Annotated in this window: 15 protein-coding genes and 2 tRNA genes; 7 read left to right on the top strand and 10 right to left on the bottom strand. The window is 64.0% G+C overall.

All coding sequences use genetic code 11. The features are described 5' to 3' along the window. Positions 1-107: 107 nt before the first annotated feature. The 7 genes from FB389_RS00085 to FB389_RS00055 all read right to left on the bottom strand — a co-directional run bounded on the left by FB389_RS00085 (position 108) and on the right by FB389_RS00055 (position 6,195). Positions 108-473 (bottom strand): VanZ family protein, encoded by a 366-nt coding sequence (locus FB389_RS00085; protein ID WP_211344922.1) that lies wholly within the window; start codon positions 471-473, stop codon positions 108-110. An 87-nt stretch (positions 474-560) separates the two neighbouring features. Beyond that, positions 561-1,157, bottom strand: coding sequence for a DNA-3-methyladenine glycosylase I (locus tag FB389_RS00080; RefSeq protein WP_142110808.1), 597 nt, complete (start codon positions 1,155-1,157; stop codon positions 561-563). Between the two features lie 127 nt (positions 1,158-1,284). After that, complete coding sequence (locus FB389_RS00075) at positions 1,285-2,175, bottom strand: HNH endonuclease (protein WP_142110807.1); 891 nt, start codon at positions 2,173-2,175, stop codon at positions 1,285-1,287. Between the two features lie 261 nt (positions 2,176-2,436). Continuing rightward, positions 2,437-4,254: a carbohydrate-binding domain-containing protein gene (locus tag FB389_RS00070; RefSeq protein ID WP_170207797.1), complete on the bottom strand. Its 1,818-nt coding sequence runs from the start codon at positions 4,252-4,254 to the stop codon at positions 2,437-2,439. Positions 4,255-4,256: 2 nt separating this feature from the next. Further along, positions 4,257-5,051: a polyphosphate polymerase domain-containing protein gene (locus tag FB389_RS00065; protein ID WP_142110805.1), complete on the bottom strand. Its 795-nt coding sequence runs from the start codon at positions 5,049-5,051 to the stop codon at positions 4,257-4,259. After that, complete coding sequence (locus FB389_RS00060; RefSeq protein WP_142110804.1) at positions 5,048-5,674, bottom strand: DUF4956 domain-containing protein; 627 nt, start codon at positions 5,672-5,674, stop codon at positions 5,048-5,050. Before FB389_RS00060 ends, FB389_RS00065 begins: the two co-directional genes overlap by 4 nt. 447 nt (positions 5,675-6,121) lie before the next feature. Continuing rightward, a tRNA-Pro gene (locus FB389_RS00055) sits at positions 6,122-6,195 on the bottom strand. A 206-nt stretch (positions 6,196-6,401) separates the two neighbouring features. On the opposite strand from FB389_RS00055, the gene FB389_RS00050 reads away from it, so the two are divergent. The 4 genes from FB389_RS00050 to epsC all read left to right on the top strand — a co-directional run bounded on the left by FB389_RS00050 (position 6,402) and on the right by epsC (position 8,887). Next, positions 6,402-6,475 (top strand) — tRNA-Gly (locus tag FB389_RS00050). A gap of 118 nt (positions 6,476-6,593) precedes the next feature. Beyond that, a complete protein-coding gene (locus tag FB389_RS00045; protein ID WP_142110803.1) occupies positions 6,594-6,917 on the top strand; it encodes a hypothetical protein in 324 nt (107 codons plus the stop codon). 305 nt (positions 6,918-7,222) lie between these two features. Then, on the top strand, positions 7,223-8,158 hold the full coding sequence (cysK, locus tag FB389_RS00040) for a cysteine synthase A (RefSeq protein ID WP_142110802.1): 936 nt from the start codon (positions 7,223-7,225) through the stop codon (positions 8,156-8,158). Between the two features lie 135 nt (positions 8,159-8,293). Continuing rightward, positions 8,294-8,887 (top strand): serine O-acetyltransferase EpsC, encoded by a 594-nt coding sequence (gene epsC / locus FB389_RS00035; protein ID WP_142110801.1) that lies wholly within the window; start codon positions 8,294-8,296, stop codon positions 8,885-8,887. 41 nt (positions 8,888-8,928) lie between these two features. Here the strand turns inward: epsC and FB389_RS00030 are convergent, their stop codons facing one another. Next, positions 8,929-9,792 carry an Fpg/Nei family DNA glycosylase gene (locus tag FB389_RS00030; protein WP_142110800.1) on the bottom strand — a complete coding sequence of 288 codons (864 nt, stop codon included), beginning with the start codon at positions 9,790-9,792 and terminating at the stop codon, positions 8,929-8,931. A 105-nt stretch (positions 9,793-9,897) separates the two neighbouring features. After that, on the bottom strand, positions 9,898-10,347 hold the full coding sequence (locus tag FB389_RS00025; protein ID WP_142110799.1) for a ribose-5-phosphate isomerase: 450 nt from the start codon (positions 10,345-10,347) through the stop codon (positions 9,898-9,900). 103 nt (positions 10,348-10,450) lie between these two features. On the opposite strand from FB389_RS00025, the gene FB389_RS00020 reads away from it, so the two are divergent. Both FB389_RS00020 and FB389_RS00015 read left to right on the top strand, forming a co-directional pair. Then, entirely contained in the window at positions 10,451-12,460 is a 2,010-nt protein-coding gene (locus tag FB389_RS00020) for a M13 family metallopeptidase (RefSeq protein ID WP_142110798.1), read from the top strand. A 51-nt stretch (positions 12,461-12,511) separates the two neighbouring features. Beyond that, complete coding sequence (locus tag FB389_RS00015; protein ID WP_142110797.1) at positions 12,512-13,780, top strand: alpha-amylase family protein; 1,269 nt, start codon at positions 12,512-12,514, stop codon at positions 13,778-13,780. A gap of 28 nt (positions 13,781-13,808) precedes the next feature. Here FB389_RS00015 and FB389_RS00010 read toward each other — a convergent pair whose 3' ends face one another. Continuing rightward, a complete protein-coding gene (locus FB389_RS00010; protein WP_142110796.1) occupies positions 13,809-14,426 on the bottom strand; it encodes a mycothiol-dependent nitroreductase Rv2466c family protein in 618 nt (205 codons plus the stop codon). A 128-nt stretch (positions 14,427-14,554) separates the two neighbouring features. Between FB389_RS00010 and FB389_RS00005 the strand changes: the two genes are divergently transcribed. Further along, the coding region (locus FB389_RS00005; protein ID WP_246043442.1) for a M1 family metallopeptidase at positions 14,555-15,564 on the top strand (1,010 nt) is incomplete at its 3' end.

Here is a 15,564-nt window from a genome sequence, read left to right as displayed (position 1 = left end):
TACGAAAGCACCGCGCGAGAACAACCCGAGAGAACAACCCGCGAAAATCCCCCCACCTCCGCAAGGCGTCGCCGAGTCGCATTGCCACAACGACGTGCGCCCCCGCGCTAGCAGTCTGAGGTGCGCGGGGCGACCATTCTTCGGGTGAGGTGACCCACCCATAGTCCGACAGCGATGCCGATGAGGTCCGTTACGAAGTCCGCCGGATCCCCGGCGCGGTGAGGAAGAAAAGCTGTCTGGAGCACTTCCGAGGCTCCCGCGTGGATGACCAATGCCAGACCCAGCCACCAGGAACTGAAGCAGAGCCATGTCCCCGTAACAGCGACCGCGGCGAAAATCGAGAAGTGACCGACCTTGTCGAAATGGGGTATTCCCGCGTCGGGCCCCGGGGCGTCAGGCGCGTACAAGCCATAGAGCTGGACCGCGACCGCACCAATGAAGGCAACCCACAGCAACCACCTGGGAACCCTCACTCGATTTGGCACCGCACCATGGTCCCACACACGTATCCACGATTCACCCCAGCAAGCGGACCGCCAAGGACCGGATTCGCGCCTGCTTCAGCAAGCGCGCCGATGCGAGCCAACGACGTGGGTATTTACGACGCCCACCGCCTCCATGAGCGCGAACATCGTGACGGGACCAACATGCCTGAAACCGTGGTCACGCAATTGCTTCGCGAGCGCCACCGATTCCGGGGATTCGGTGGGGATTTCCGTCACGGAGCGGGGCGTGTACCGCTGCGGCGAAGCGAATCCCCAGATGAGTGCCGATAACCCGCCCTCCGCACGCAACGCCACGGTCGCCTGTGCATTCGCTATTGTCGCCTCTATCTTGCGGCGGTTGCGCACGATCGACGAGTCCGCAAGCAGGCGGTCCACGTCGCGGTCGTCGAACCCCGCCACAGCGTCGGGCGCGAACCCGCGGAACGCGGAGCGAAATGCCTCACGCTTTCGCAGAATAGTCGCCCATGCCAACCCGGATTGAAAGACCTCCAGGGATAGTCTTTCGAAGAGGCCGGCCTCGTCGCGCACGGGGTTTCCCCATTCACGGTCGTAATAGTCGCGCATGAGCGGGTCGGTCGCCGCCCAGCCAGGGCGCGCTAAACCATCTATGCCAAGAACGAGGCCCGAGTCTGCCGCGAGGATGCCTTCCATAAACCGATTCTGTCAGGTTGCCCGCGCCCCGGGCCCGCCGCGCGGGCAACCTGTGGAAGATATTTCGCTATCGAAGTGCGCCCCGTAGGCACGCATCCGACAATGTTAAGGACTCGGTACCTCCCAACTACGCAAAGGATAGGAATCGTTTGTACCGCCATTCGAGTTTTTCGCGGTCAGGGTGGTGAACCGATCTACTAGGCGTCGTCAGCAAACGGCCGTGCATTTCCTGAAGACCATGAAGGAGCATTGGCCCATCCCGCTCCGCTAACAGTTCGGCATCGACAACTACGCGTAGATCGGGAGATACCCCAATGAGATCCTGGTCGTAAGCGGCATGATGGATCTTGCATAGCGCCAGGCCATTTGAAACTGTCGGTGACCCATCAGGTTCAGAATCCGGGATTATATGGGCTGCATCGAGCAACGATCCATGAGCAAGGGAGCAGATCGCGCAGCGAATGCGGTATGCGGTGAGAACGCGCGTCCGGAAGGCGGGCTGGTGCAACCGAACCTTCGCCAACCGCCGCGCATAGTCCCGCTGGGGTGGCGTGAGTTGCCGCACGTCGCCCATGAAACGGAATGCCTCATCAAGCGCGATCACAAAGACACGATCCTCTGGGTACTCGTCCACAACGTACACCGGAGCGATCGGCGTGTAGATCCCGACGGTCTCTTTCCGAAACAAGACAAGCGGGACCCCGGTTTCAATTGCATTGCGGAGCTTGACGTTCGATCCGCCCCACGGATCCCCCTTCTCGTATGCGTAATGCAATAGCCCGTCTTCGGATTCAAGATCTTCGTAGGGTCCGTGGACGGACTGCACAACCGAAAATGTTGACGCAAAGTCACGTGGGTTGCGGATTCCACGTGAAAAGTCGATGAGCGGGAACTTGCGGCCGTCGACGCTGAAATTCAGTAATTCATCACGGTGTAGAAATCCGCCGTTCGCACCAGCATTCGACAAAACCTCCTCGATGATGCGCCCTCGCAGCTCGTGCTCAACTACCGATTCCACGCGGGCAGCTTTTCATGCATCATGAGCAAGATCAATGGACTTTCTCCCCTATCCATTTCTGGAAATTGCAGACCACGACCAAGTTTGCGTCGTGGGCCGGTCCGCCGCACGTAATTACCAGGGTGCCTGCGCAACAAAGAACAGGCGCGCAGCGCGATCCCGCCAGCAACTTGCACGGATCACGTTGCGCGCCTGCGGCGCCGGTGCCCTATCGGCCAACAGCCGCGAAACCGGGGGTCGATTACGCGGTCGACCGATGGCTTACGCGGATGCGCTACCCACAGTGGTGTCACCGACCTTTGCCGTATACGTCGTCCCAGACGCAATGTCCGGGGTCGACACGAATACGGCCTTCACAGCCTCCGTCGGGGTGACGGAGGCAACGGTGGCGGCGGCCTCGTCCACTATCTCGATCTCGGATCCGGCGGCCTGTTGCGAATCGAGCGAGATTTGCACGAACGCCTGTCCCGTCGGACTGATCGACATGTCGCCGGACCATGCGGCAACCAGAGTCCCACCCGACACCGTGAAATCACCATTGGCGTCGAGTGCCCCGTTCCCGGAACCAGCCGGGCCCGAAATCGTGGTTGTCCCCCCGGTGATGTTCAAGGACCCGTTCGAATCGAGCCCATCGCCGCCGACTTGCAGGGTGATAGTTCCGCCGGTGATGGTCAAGGACTGTCCGCCGTCCGCTTCATCACCGCCGCCGCCACCAGGTCCACCGCCGGGCCCGCCTTGCCCCCCGCCGGCGCCATTGTCGGAGCCGCTCCCCGCAGGCGGCGTGCCATCGCCTTGCCCATTTGCCGGCGTCTGCCCGTCCGCCTGCGCCTGCCCGTCCGCCTGCACCTGCCCGTTCGACGAATCGGCGGTTGCCTGCTGACTCGCGGAATCACCGGTGGAGTCCTCGGTTGCTACGGTCTGCGCGGACACATCGGAATAGCTCGCGCTGCCGGGGTCTGAAGAGGCGTTTGTAGATTCGTCGGTGGCCTCGTCCGTGCTATCGGTTTCGGTGCCCGGGGCGTCGCCCGCCGCATTGATTCCGTCGTCACTTGAGACAACCGATGTGGCGCCGCCGCCCAGGGTGACCGCGAACCCCTCAAGCCCCTCTTCGGATTTGGCTATGTCGATCGTCCCGTCGTCGACGCTCAAGGCGACGTCCGCGTGCATGCCATCGTCGGTGGCCGCGACGGAATACGTGCCGCCGGTGACCGCCACATCCGTGGCCGCTTGCACGCCATCGTCTCCGGCTGTCACACTCACCGAGCCACCGGCCAGCCAGACAAATCCCTTGGTATCGTCCTCGTCCTGACTCGATTTGATGCCATCGCCTGTGGCATTGAGCGTGATGGTCCCGTCAACGATCTTCACCGCGTCCTTGCCCACCAGCGCATCATCGGCCGCCGTGACCGTGAGCGTCCCCGAAGCGATCACCAGATCGTCGCGCGACGAAATGCCATCATTCCCGCGCCCGTTGACAGTCAGTTCGCCGGTTCCGGCGATCGTCAGATCCGCCTGCGAATAGACCGCCGCGTTAGCATCCGCGTCCTCTTCGTACGACGAAGCGTCGCTGAGGGTGTTTTGCGAATTTGCCGCGGTCACCAGTGCAACCGCGTCAGCGGAATCAACCTGAATAGCTGGGCCCAAGTCGGTGTCGATTGTGACGTTGTCCAGGATCAGGATGACGGTGGCCTCGTCCCGCGCATCGATCACAACGCGACCGGAAGAGTCCCCGCCAAGCCGGTACACGCCAGCGGCGCTGATCGTTGTGACCCCGTCAGACGAGGTGGAAACTGAGGTGGCGTTGTCGCCGGTAACCGTGGCATTCGTCCCCGACAAGGACACTTCCGTTGGCGTTGCCCCGTCCCAGGCAGAAGAATCAACGACGTTCACATCCGCGTTCGCAGCGATCAGTTCCGCGGCCGTTTGGCCCGCCGCGACGGTTTGGGCTGCGGGCGTTGACGTCGCAGCATTGGTGGTCCCGCTGGTTCCCGATCCGCACGCGGCCAGCGCGATCAGCGCCGCTGCGGCACCCGCCGCAATACCGACGCGCCTGCGTGTCTTCTTCAGTTTCGTAGCCATTTTCATTTCCCTCCGTTGATGGTCCGCACGACGCGAGCCCAAGCATTTCCCGGCAGTTCCGGCCACATCAGTGCGCATCCGGTGCCAAACTTCGATATTTTCGTGGGCCTGATCCTGCGTTCCCACAGGAGCCTGTCGAACTCGCTGCGTCCCGTTGTGGATTTCGTTTCGACAACTACCAACCCGCCGGCCGTCGTGATCTGGCCGCCCGCCCCCCACTGCAAGTCGGTGTCGATGGTGACGCGGCTGGCTCCGTCCGGCTGCAAAAGGCTCAATCGGTCGTAGCGCGTCGAGATGACCGGCGCCAGCGCACCCACATCCGTGGCCGTGATCCGAGCGTCCTGCAGGCGCTCATCGACAAAGTTGCGTTCGACGGCGGTGAGTTGGTGCATGCCGGGGGCAAAGGCGATGGGGATCCTGGTTTTGACCGACCCGGCGCGATTTTGCCTGGTCTTCACCTCGAGGAAGCTGGTGCCGGTATCCAGGTACGATCGCGTGCGCACCTTGAAACGGCGCCTGCGTCGGGCGGCGGCACCCTGGTAACTCGCGCGATCTTGCGTGTCGAAATAGAGCGACTGATATCGCGCGATCGCCTGCGCGCCGGCGACGATTGAACCGTAGGTTGCCGCCTGCTGGTTCGCTCGCCGCTGCGCTGCTCTTAGAAGGTCGATCGCGCGATCGTGTTCCATCACGTACTTGCGGTCGATCCTGGACAGTAGTGCGGCCTCGGGCGGCAATTGATCCAGCCCGATGAGGGGAAGGTCCTTGGCCAAATCGGAAATTATGGACGAGTTCACCGTGCCACCTCCCCCGGCCTCCCGGCCAGGCGCGCCAGCGCCGCTTCCTCGGGATCGCTTAGGCTTCCCCGTGCGGGTTCGGGCCTGGTGCGGTATCGCACTTCGACAATCATTGAATCGTTGACCGTGTCGGTCTTTTGCACCGTGAAGTCCTCAATGTCCGCGTCGAGCAGCTCTTCGAGTGCCGCCGCGATGCGGGTCCTGCCCGAGTAAACATGGTCGAGGACGACGACCTGCGAACGGTATCCGCGCAACATCTTCGGGCTGTCCCCGATCCACATGACCGCGACTATCGCCGCCATGAGTGCGAGCGTGACCGGATTGACCGCGGTGGTCAAGCCCGCGATCAGGCCGAGCGCGAGGGCCGAAAAATAGTAGGCGACCTCGCGTTGCGATATCTCCGTCGAGCGCAGCCGGATGATTGACAGGACTCCGAACAGGCCAAGGCCCAGACCCATTCCGACTGACGTTTGGCCCAGTTCGATCGCGACGGCCAAGACGCCGATATTGACGCCCAGGAACGCGACCACCAGATCGCGCCTGCGGTGGCGGCGGAAGTACATCGCGAATGTCAAAACGGTGATCGCAACTATGTCTGCAGCGATCATGGTGAGGGTAGCCATGGCCGGTTCCTAACGTCGGTGGATTCCTGTTGATATCCATTAGGGGGCACCGACCCAGGTCGTTCCTGTGAGGCTTCAGTGTGAAAACTTTGTATCGCTCTTTGCGGGCGGCGGGGTATTCGGTCGAGCCGCTGAGCAAGTGGCCGCGGGCGCGCTGATAGAGTGCGCCGCCCCCCGCTGATCGAGTGCGCCGCCCCCCGCTGATCGAGTGCGCCGCCCCCCGCTGATCGAGTGCGCCGCCCCCCGCTGATCGAGTGCGCCGCCCCCCGCTGATCGAGTGCGCCGCCCCCCGCTGACCGAGTGCGCCGCCCCCCGCCGATCGAGTGCGCCGCAGGCGCGTATCGAGATCAATGACAAGGCGCGCGGGATCGTTACGACCGCATCGCGCTCGACTCAACCGGCCAGAGCGCGCGCTGGTCGACCGGCAAACGCCAGACCTCCTATTTGTCGGGGTGACAGGATTTGAACCTGCGACCTTCCGCTCCCAAAGCGGACGCGCTACCAACCTGCGCCACACCCCGCTCGCTCAGGGCATTTGCCCGAACCGCGACCGCTGGCAAGTGTAGCCGTGCGAAGCCAAGGATGGCGAATCGTCAGTAGTCCAAACGCGGCGCCCGGCAGCGCTCCACGAAACCCGTCCTACACGAACGCCCACCATCGCAACGATTCTGCAACGGGGCCCCATATTGGTATAGTTCTACGCGGACGCACCGCCAAAGTGCGCCCTGCGGACGTAGCTCAATGGTAGAGCCTCAGTCTTCCAAACTGATTACGCGGGTTCGATTCCCGTCGTCCGCTCCACGCAAACCCGGGCCGACCCGGCGAGCTTCCGCACGAATCGCGGCCGCAAGGCGGTCGGCGGACGCAAGCATCCTGCACTCTTTGGTACCTATCCATAAAGAACTGTCACAATGGTTTCATGGCGCCACTGGATCCCTGGGTTTCGAACCGCATGGGCGGGACAGGCTCTCACGAGCCCGAAGAATACAAGGTTCGCGATTCGCGCAAGCAGCTCCCCGGCGGACAAAACGGGCCCCGCGGACTGTCCCATCGCGATAGGCGCGCGATTCGCGCGGACATCAGGGCCGCCAAGAGAACCGGACGCGTGAGCCGCCCCGGGCGCGGCGATGGCGGGCACGACGGCAAACAGGGCCGCTTCGACTGGTTCCAGTTCCTTCGGGTTTTCATCGCCGCTTGCCTCGCCGCCTCCACGCTGCTGTGGGTGGCAATGATCGTAAGGTAGGCCCCGTTCCACATCGTGAGACGAATCGCGACGTCGTATAGCGCTACGTCGGCACCTAGCGCGTATGATCGACGAAGGCGCAAACCAAGGAGCGCCTCCTCACAAGCCAACACAGGAGTTCGAATCGTGCGCACGCAGATGGCAGGCACTTGCCTCACTGCCCGCGCATGTTGTCGCTGTTGTTGATGCCTGCGGCACCACCGCAACCGAGCGACACGGCCGCTCGCCCACACACCCCGCAAAGCCATTCGGGCACACGCGCACAGTACCTCTGCATGCACACACCTCACGAGGAGAAACCACACATGTCTCGCATTTTCGACAACGCAACGGAATTGGTCGGCAACACTCCACTTGTTCGCCTCAACAAGCTAGCCGATGGCATCGACGCCAACGTCCTTGCGAAGCTCGAGTTCTACAACCCAGCCAACTCGGTCAAGGACCGCATCGGTGTCGCGATCGTCGATGCGGCGGAGGAATCAGGGGCCCTGAAGCCCGGCGGAACGATTGTCGAAGGAACCTCCGGCAACACCGGGATCGCCCTGGCATGGGTCGGGGCCGCCCGCGGCTACAACGTCGTGATCACCATGCCCGAATCCATGTCGAAGGAACGCCGTGCCCTGTTGCGCGCCTTCGGCGCCGAGTTGATCCTCACTCCCGCATCGGAGGGCATGAAGGGCGCTGTGGCGGCAGCAGAAAAGGTTGCTTCCGAACGCCCCGGCGCGATCCTGGCAAGCCAGTTCGCCAACCCCGCCAACCCCGCGATCCACCGCAAGACGACCGGTGAAGAGATTTGGAACGACACCGACGGCAAGGTCGATATCCTGGTCGCAGGCATCGGCACCGGCGGGACCATCACCGGTGCGGGCGAGGCCCTCAAAGCACACAACCCGGACATCAAGATCGTCGCGGTGGAGCCCGCAGAATCTCCGCTGCTCAGCGAGGGACAGGCCGGGCCGCACAAGATCCAGGGGATTGGTGCCAACTTCGTTCCAGAGGTGCTTGACACCAACATTTATGACGAGGTCATCGCGGTTCCTTCCCAGGTCGCAATCGATACGGCCAAGCAGACCGCGGCAGCCGAGGGGCTGCTGGTTGGCATCTCCTCCGGCGCGGCGATCCGCGCCGGGCTGGATGTTGCCGCCCGGCCCGAGAATGCGGGAAAGAACGTCGTCGTGATCGTCCCCGACTTCGGCGAGCGCTACCTGTCGACCCCGCTATTCGAAGGCCTGTCCGACTGATCTCACCTGTTAGCGCAGCTGTTTGGCGCGGTTCGCGGCGCGGCCCCACAATGGTCGCACCGCGAACCGCGCCTTAGCCACTTTCCCGGGCACCACGCCCAGTCTCGCCAGAACACCGCAGAAGGAACCGCTTGCATGAGCCGATTGGGACGCATCCTGGAAACGATCCGCGAGGATGTTGATGCCGTGCGACGCGGGGACCCCGCGGCCCGGACTACCGCGGAAATCGTGCTGTCATACCCGGGCCTGCACGCCGTGTGGGGGCACCGCGTCGCGCACGCGCTGTGGCGCCGGCCCGGGGGCAGGCTCGTCGGCAGATTGGTATCTCAGCTCAACCGCACGCTGACCGGCGTGGAGATCCACCCCGGTGCACGTATCGGACGTCGGCTGTTCATCGACCACGGCATGGGCGTTGTCATTGGAGAAACAGCCCAAATCGGCGACGATGTTGTCCTGTTTCACGGAGTCACGCTCGGCGGACGCTCCATGTCCCGCGGCAAGCGCCACCCAACCCTCGGCGACTGCGTAGTTGTTGGCTCGGGCGCGAAAATCCTTGGACCGGTGTGGATCGGCGACGGATCGCAGATCGGGGCGAACGCTGTGGTCGTCAAAGACGTCCCGGCCGGAACCGTAGCGATCGGCGTGCCAGCTAAGACGCGGGCGGCAAGACGGCGAACCGCCGGTGAACCTTTGGAAGACCCGGCGCTCCTCGTTGAATACGTGATCTAATCGGCAGCGCAACGGCAAAATCGGCAGCGTCGAACTGGCCCCTACCCCCGTTGACATGAGGGGCACCAGTACAGTTTTCGACCCGCCAATTCCTCCGCCCGCACCGCATTGCCGCACACCAGGCAGGGCAAGCCCTGGCGGCGGTAGACGTAGAACGGACCGCCCGCCGAATCCCGATCGTGCGTCGTCACGATCGTTCCCGTCGCGGCGCCCCGGCGCATTGTCTCGACAAGATCTGACCACAGCGCGAGAACCCTCGCCGCTGCGACCTTCCGGCTTGGCGTATGCGGGTCCAGCCCGGCGCGAAAAAGCGATTCCGCCCGGTAGATGTTGCCAACCCCGGCGATGACCGACTGATCCATCAGCGCAACCGCAATAGGCGTTGACCGCCGGTCGATCGCGGCAAAGAACCGACGCGGATCCGCGTCGGGGCGGATGGGATCTGGTCCCAGTCGCGCGATCACCGCTTGCCGCTCGGCATCAGTGATGACCTTGCACACCGCGGGCCCCGTCAGATCCGCCACGGCGTGCTGCCCCAACAATCGCACGCGCACCTGCCCGCGCGGCGGCGGCGGAAAGGCGACCCCCGCGGGCAGGTTCGTGTCCTTCTCCCCTACCCGTTTGCGCGGCGCACCAATGGCGTGCGAAACGGCGACCGTGCCGTCTCCGGCGAACGTCCACGATCCGTAAAGGCCCAAGTGCACCTGCATGAACAAGGGATCGGCGGACTCGAAAGCGACGAATAGCTGCTTTCCGTACGCCTCCGCGCCCGCACACATGCGCCCGGAAATCAGCGCGGCGCCGCCCGCGAACCGGCCCTGCGGGCTCGAAGCTATTGGCGCGGACCCGCGAAACAGCTCCGTGATGACTCGCGCGAGCCGGTGAACAGTGTGCCCCTCAGGCATCGCTTCCTCCGGACCCGACCGACCGCAGGGTAAACCAGCGACCGGGCGCCACAACAGTGGACAGCCGGGCGGGAGGCGGGGAACTCGTCGGTGAAAATTCGATGGTCAGCGCGACGCCTCGTAGGCGGCGACCTCGTCGATGCGGCGCTGGTGCCGCGGAAGACCGGTGAACGGCTCCGCCAAGAAGACCCGGATCATTTCGAGGATTTCGGCATAGGTGTGTTGCCTTGCACCAACCGCGACGATGTTCGCGTCATTGTGTTGGCGAGCGAGCCGCGCCGTCTCGATCGACCAGGCCAAGCCCGCGCGCACGCCGCGCACCTTATTGGCCGCAATTTGCTCGCCGTTGCCCGACCCGCCGATAACGATGCCCAAGGACCCCGGCTCGCCCACGACGGCCTCGCCTGCGGCGAAGCAGAACGACGGATAGTCGTCTTCGGCATCGAAAACGAATGCGCCGTGATCGACAACGTCGTGCCCGTCGGAACCCAGGTCGGCCTTAAGCTGCTCCTTGATCTCGAATCCGGCATGGTCAGTGGCAATGTGAACGCGCATGGCCACCATTTTGCCCCATCGATGCGCAAACTGCGGAACCGGGCCGGGCACCGCAACTGAGCGCGCGCGTCACCGTTCAGCATCGACACGTAGGCTTGTGGCTATGACTGAGTCGACATCCACACCCAACCAGCAGCGAAGCGGCATAGCAACCGGCCAGTTCGACCCCCGCATCCGCCCCCAGGACGACCTGTACCGGCACGTGAACGGCCCGTGGATCGATGCCTACGAAATCCCGGCCGATCGCGCCGCCGACGGCCCCTTCCGGCAACTCGCCGACCGCGCCGAGGAGCAGGTGCGGGACATCATCACGGGGGCTTCCAGCGAAGATTCGAATCCCAACTTGCGCAAGGTGGCCGCGCTGTTCGGCAGCTTCATGGACGAGGCAGCCTTGGAGTCGGCCGGTTACGAACCCCTGCGGGCCGACCTGGAGGCGATATCCGCATGCACAATTAAGGACGAGGCCCTTGTCACCCTCGCGAGGCTGCAACGCGCGGGGGGGCCCGCCCTCGCCGGGTTCTGGGTCGACACGGACCGCGTGAACCCGGATGAATACGCGCTCTACCTGATGCAGGCCGGCTTGGGCCTTCCCGACGAGGCGTACTACCGCGAGGAACAGCACGCACAGACCCTGGCCGCCTACCGCGCGCACATCGAAAAGGTGCTGACCCAAGCGGGGGCTGCCTTGGGCGATGTGGTCCCCGCCGCCGCGAGCGCGGCCGCAGCGATCGTTGACTTCGAAACTGAGGTCGCTTCACACCACTGGGATGCGGTGCGCAAGCGCGACGCGCAGGCGACCTATAACCCGATGTCGCTCGGGGACCTGGTCGTCTCGGCGCCCGGTTTCGACTGGTCGGCGTGGGCTCACGCGGTCGGTATTCCGCAAACCGCTTTCCCGCGCCTGATCGTGCGCGAGCCGAGCTTCTTTACCGGCCTGGGCCAGGTGTGGGAGCAGGCCAAACTGGAGACCATTAAGGCGTGGGCCGTCTTCCACGTGCTGCGCAAGTATTCGCCGTACCTGCACGGCGCCGCGGTGGACCTCAACTTCGATTTCTACGGGCGCACCCTCACGGGGGCAACCGAGGTGCGGACCCGCTGGAAGCGCGGGGTTTCCTTGGTGGAAGGCGCGCTGGGCGAGGTTGTCGGGAGGCTGTACGTCGAACGCCACTTCCCCGCGACGCACAAGGCACGCATGGATGAGTTGGTCGCGAACCTGATTGAGGCGTACCGCCGATCGATCACGAACCTGGAGTGGATGGGCGCCGAAACCCGCCAGCGTGCGCTCGCGAAGCTTGACAGCTTCACCCCGAAGATCGGCTACCCGGCAGTGTGGCGCGACTATGCGGGACTGGAGTTCGACGCCGCGGACCTGGTCGGGAATGTGCGGGCCTCGAACCTGTTCGACCTCGATTTCGAACTGCGCAAGCTGGGTGGACCGATCAACCGCGACGAATGGTTCATGACGCCCCAGACCGTCAACGCGTACTACAACCCGGGCATGAATGAGATAGTCTTCCCCGCCGCCATTTTGCAACCGCCGTTCTTCGACATCGACGCCGACGATGCAGCCAATTACGGTGGCATCGGGGCCGTTATCGGCCACGAGATCGGCCACGGCTTCGATGACCAGGGCTCGCGGTACGACGGGCAGGGACGGCTGGTCGATTGGTGGACGGAGAATGACCGCGCGGAATTCGAGTCCCGCACCAAGGCACTGATTGCCCAATACGATGCGTTTGTTCCGCGCCAGTTGGGTCCTGACGGCCCGCACGTCAACGGTGGACTGACGATCGGGGAAAACATTGGCGATCTGGGCGGGCTGTCCATCGCCCTGCGCGCGTATGAACTCGCGCTGGGCGGGTCGCTCGACTCGGCACCCGTAATCGATGGATTGAGCGGCGCTCAGCGGGTGTTCCTTTCGTGGGCGCAGGTATGGCGACAAAAGATCAGGGACGAGGCCCTCGTCCAACGAATCAGCGTCGATCCCCATTCGCCCAACGAGTTCCGGTGCAACGGCATTGTCAGCAACGTCGATGCGTTCTACGAGGCTTTCGACGTGTCCCCCACCGATGCCCTGTACCTGGATCCCGCAGCGCGCGTGACGATCTGGTAGCGCCCACGCGCACCTTGGGCGTCTTAGGTATAAGAGGCAGGAGGCTTCTTCATGCACTCGGATACGGGCTGGACCGATCACGTGATCTGGTGGCAGTTGTACCCGCTGGGTTTTTGCGGAGCGCCGATCCGCGTTCCCGACCAGGGCCCGGGACCGCATCACCGGCTCGCCCGCATCGATGCGTGGCTTGACTACGCCGTTGAGCTGGGCGCCTCGGGGCTCTTGCTGGGGCCCGTCTTTTCATCGCAGTCGCACGGGTACGACACGACGGATCACTTCGCGATCGATGCACGACTTGGTGATGAAGAGGATTTCGCGCGGCTGGTTTCTTGCTGCCGCGCCCGCGGGTTGCGCGTGGTGCTCGACGGGGTTTTCAGCCACGTCGGGGATCGTCATCCCCTATTCCTTCAGGCTCTTGCCGCAGGCCGCAATTCACCCGCGGCCCAGTTGTTCGACATCGACTGGGATGCGCCCGGGGGCCCGCGCGCGGCGGTGTTTGAGGGGCACGGATCCCTGGTTCGCTTGAACCACGAGTCGGCGCGGACGATCGACTTCGTCGTTTCGGTCATGAACTACTGGCTGGACCGCGGCGCGGATGGATGGCGCTTGGACGCCGCCTACTCCGTCCCGGTTTCCTTTTGGGCGCGGGCGCTGGCGAGAGTGCGCGTAGCCCACCCGCGTGCCTGGTTCCTCGGCGAGGTGATTCACGGCGACTATGCGGCGTTCATCGCCGGGTCCGGAGCCGACTCTTTGACCCAATACGAGTTGTGGAAGGCGGTGTGGTCGTCGCTGCTCGAACGCAACCTATTCGAGTTGGATTGGACGCTGGGCCGGCATAACGAATTCCTCGAAACCTTTGTACCGCAAACGTTCGTGGGCAACCACGACGTGACCCGGATAGCATCGCGGATCGGGCAGTCGCGCGCGGTGCTGGCCGCCGCCATTTTGTTCACGGTAGGTGGCGTCCCATCACTTTACGCGGGGGACGAGCAGGGATTCACCGGGCTGAAGCAGGAACGCGAGGGGGGCGACGACGATATCAGGCCGCCGTTTCCGCAGTCGCCCGCGCAGCTTTCGGATTTGGGGGCCAGGACCCACCGCGCCTACCAGGATCTGATCGCCATTCGCCGCCGCAACCCGTGGCTCCACACGGCACGCACCCAAACCACGGAACTCACCAACACCACCATCGTGTACCGCTCCCGGGCAGCGCAGGCCACCGAAAACCGTTGGATCGAAACCTCCATTGATGCGACCGGGGAGGGCGCGGCATCGATCCGCGACCACTGCGGTGCGGTGCTGTGGCGGTGGCCAAAGTGACGGCGCGCAACCGGGTACCGCGGCCGGGTCAGTCGAAGATCGGGCCCTGAGTCCGCGAACGCTTGAGCTCGTAGAAGCCCGGCGTGGAGGCGACCAGGACGCAGCCGTCCCACAACCGGCCGGCCGCTTCCCCGTGCGGGGTGGGAGTTACGACGGGCCCAAAGAACGCAACGCCGCCGAAAGCCACCACGGGGGTCCCCACGTCGTCCCCGACTAACTCGATCGCCTTGCCGTGCGAGGCACGCAGCGCCTCATCAAAACGGTCTGTGTGCGCCGCGGCGGCGAGCGACGCGGGCAGGCCCACCTGGTCAAGCGCTTCGGCGATCACGGCGTCGAAGTCGGTGCGCCCGGCCAGGTGGATGCGTTCTCCCAGCGCGTCATAGAGGGGCTTGACGATGCCGTCGCCGTGGCCCGCTTGCGCCGCGATAACGACTCTGACCGGGCCCCAGGCGCGCTTCATCAGCTCTTGGTACTTTTCGGGCAGGTCCCGCCCCTCATTGAGCACCGCAAGCGACATGACGTGCCACCGGACCGTAACCGGCCGAACAGCGGTGACCTCGTCCATCCATCGTGACGTCATCCACGCCCACGGGCACGAAGGGTCGAACCAGAAGTCGGCGATGCCTGCTTGGGTTGTTTCAGTCATGACTCAACGCTAATGCACGCCGAGAGCGAAAGTGGCGCAAACTTTTAGGCACCCCACGCAAATGCATGGAAAGATTGATTGAGGGAACTAAACCGATGACCCATTTCGCTGCCACATCAAGGAGCACAATGCCTGGGGAAAACCTGACCCGATCAGAAGCCATCGAACGCGCCAAGGTCGTCGACGTCAAGACCTATGACGTCTCGCTCGATCTCACGGTGGGGCCCAAAACGTTCACCTCGACCACGGTCATCGAGTTCGATGCGACCCCGGGGCAAGCAACCTTCCTTGACCTGGTCGCCCCGCGCGTGCGCGAGATTGAGCTCAACGGGGAACCCGTCGACCCAGCCGCGGCGTTCGCGGACTCGCGTATCGCCCTGCGCGGCCTGCACGCGCACAACACCGTGCGGGTCGTCGCAGACTGCGGCTACACCAACACCGGCGAGGGACTGCATCGCTTCGTTGACCCCGTCGATGACCAGGCGTACGTGTACTCCCAGTTCGAGGTGCCCGACGCGCGCCGCATGTACGCAACCTTCGAGCAGCCCGACCTCAAGGCGACTTTCACCTTCACGGTGAAGGCACCGAGCAACTGGCAGGTCGTATCGAATTCACCCACCCCCGACCCGCAGGATCACGCGGACGGCACCGCCACCTGGGCCTTCGCGCCAACCCAGAAGATTTCGACGTACATCACCGCATTGGTCGCGGGCCCCTACCACGTCGAGCGCGGCGAACTCACTAGCCGCGACGGACGCACCATCGCGCTGGGTGTCTTTTGCCGCGAATCCCTGGCCAAGCACCTCGACGCCGACTACATCATGGACATCACGCGCGCGGGATTTGAGTTCTACGAGGCGCGCTTCGATGTTCCCTACCCGTTCGAAAAGTACGACCAGCTCTTCGTGCCCGAATACAACATGGGGGCAATGGAAAACGCGGGATGCGTCACGTTCACGGAAACCTACGTGTTCCGCTCCAAGGTCACCGACGCGATCCGCGAACGCAGGGTCGTGACGATTCTGCACGAGCTCGCCCACATGTGGTTCGGCGACCTGGTGACGATGAAGTGGTGGAACGACCTGTGGCTCAATGAATCGTTTGCCGAATGGGCATCGACCCTGGCCACCGCCGAGGC

The sequence above is a fragment of the Rarobacter incanus genome (assembly GCF_006715765.1).
In the GTDB taxonomy this organism is placed as follows: Bacteria; Actinomycetota; Actinomycetes; order Actinomycetales; family Cellulomonadaceae; genus Rarobacter; species Rarobacter incanus.
The sequence above is the reverse complement of the archived record's forward strand: the minus strand, read 5'-3'. Positions and strand labels throughout refer to the sequence as shown.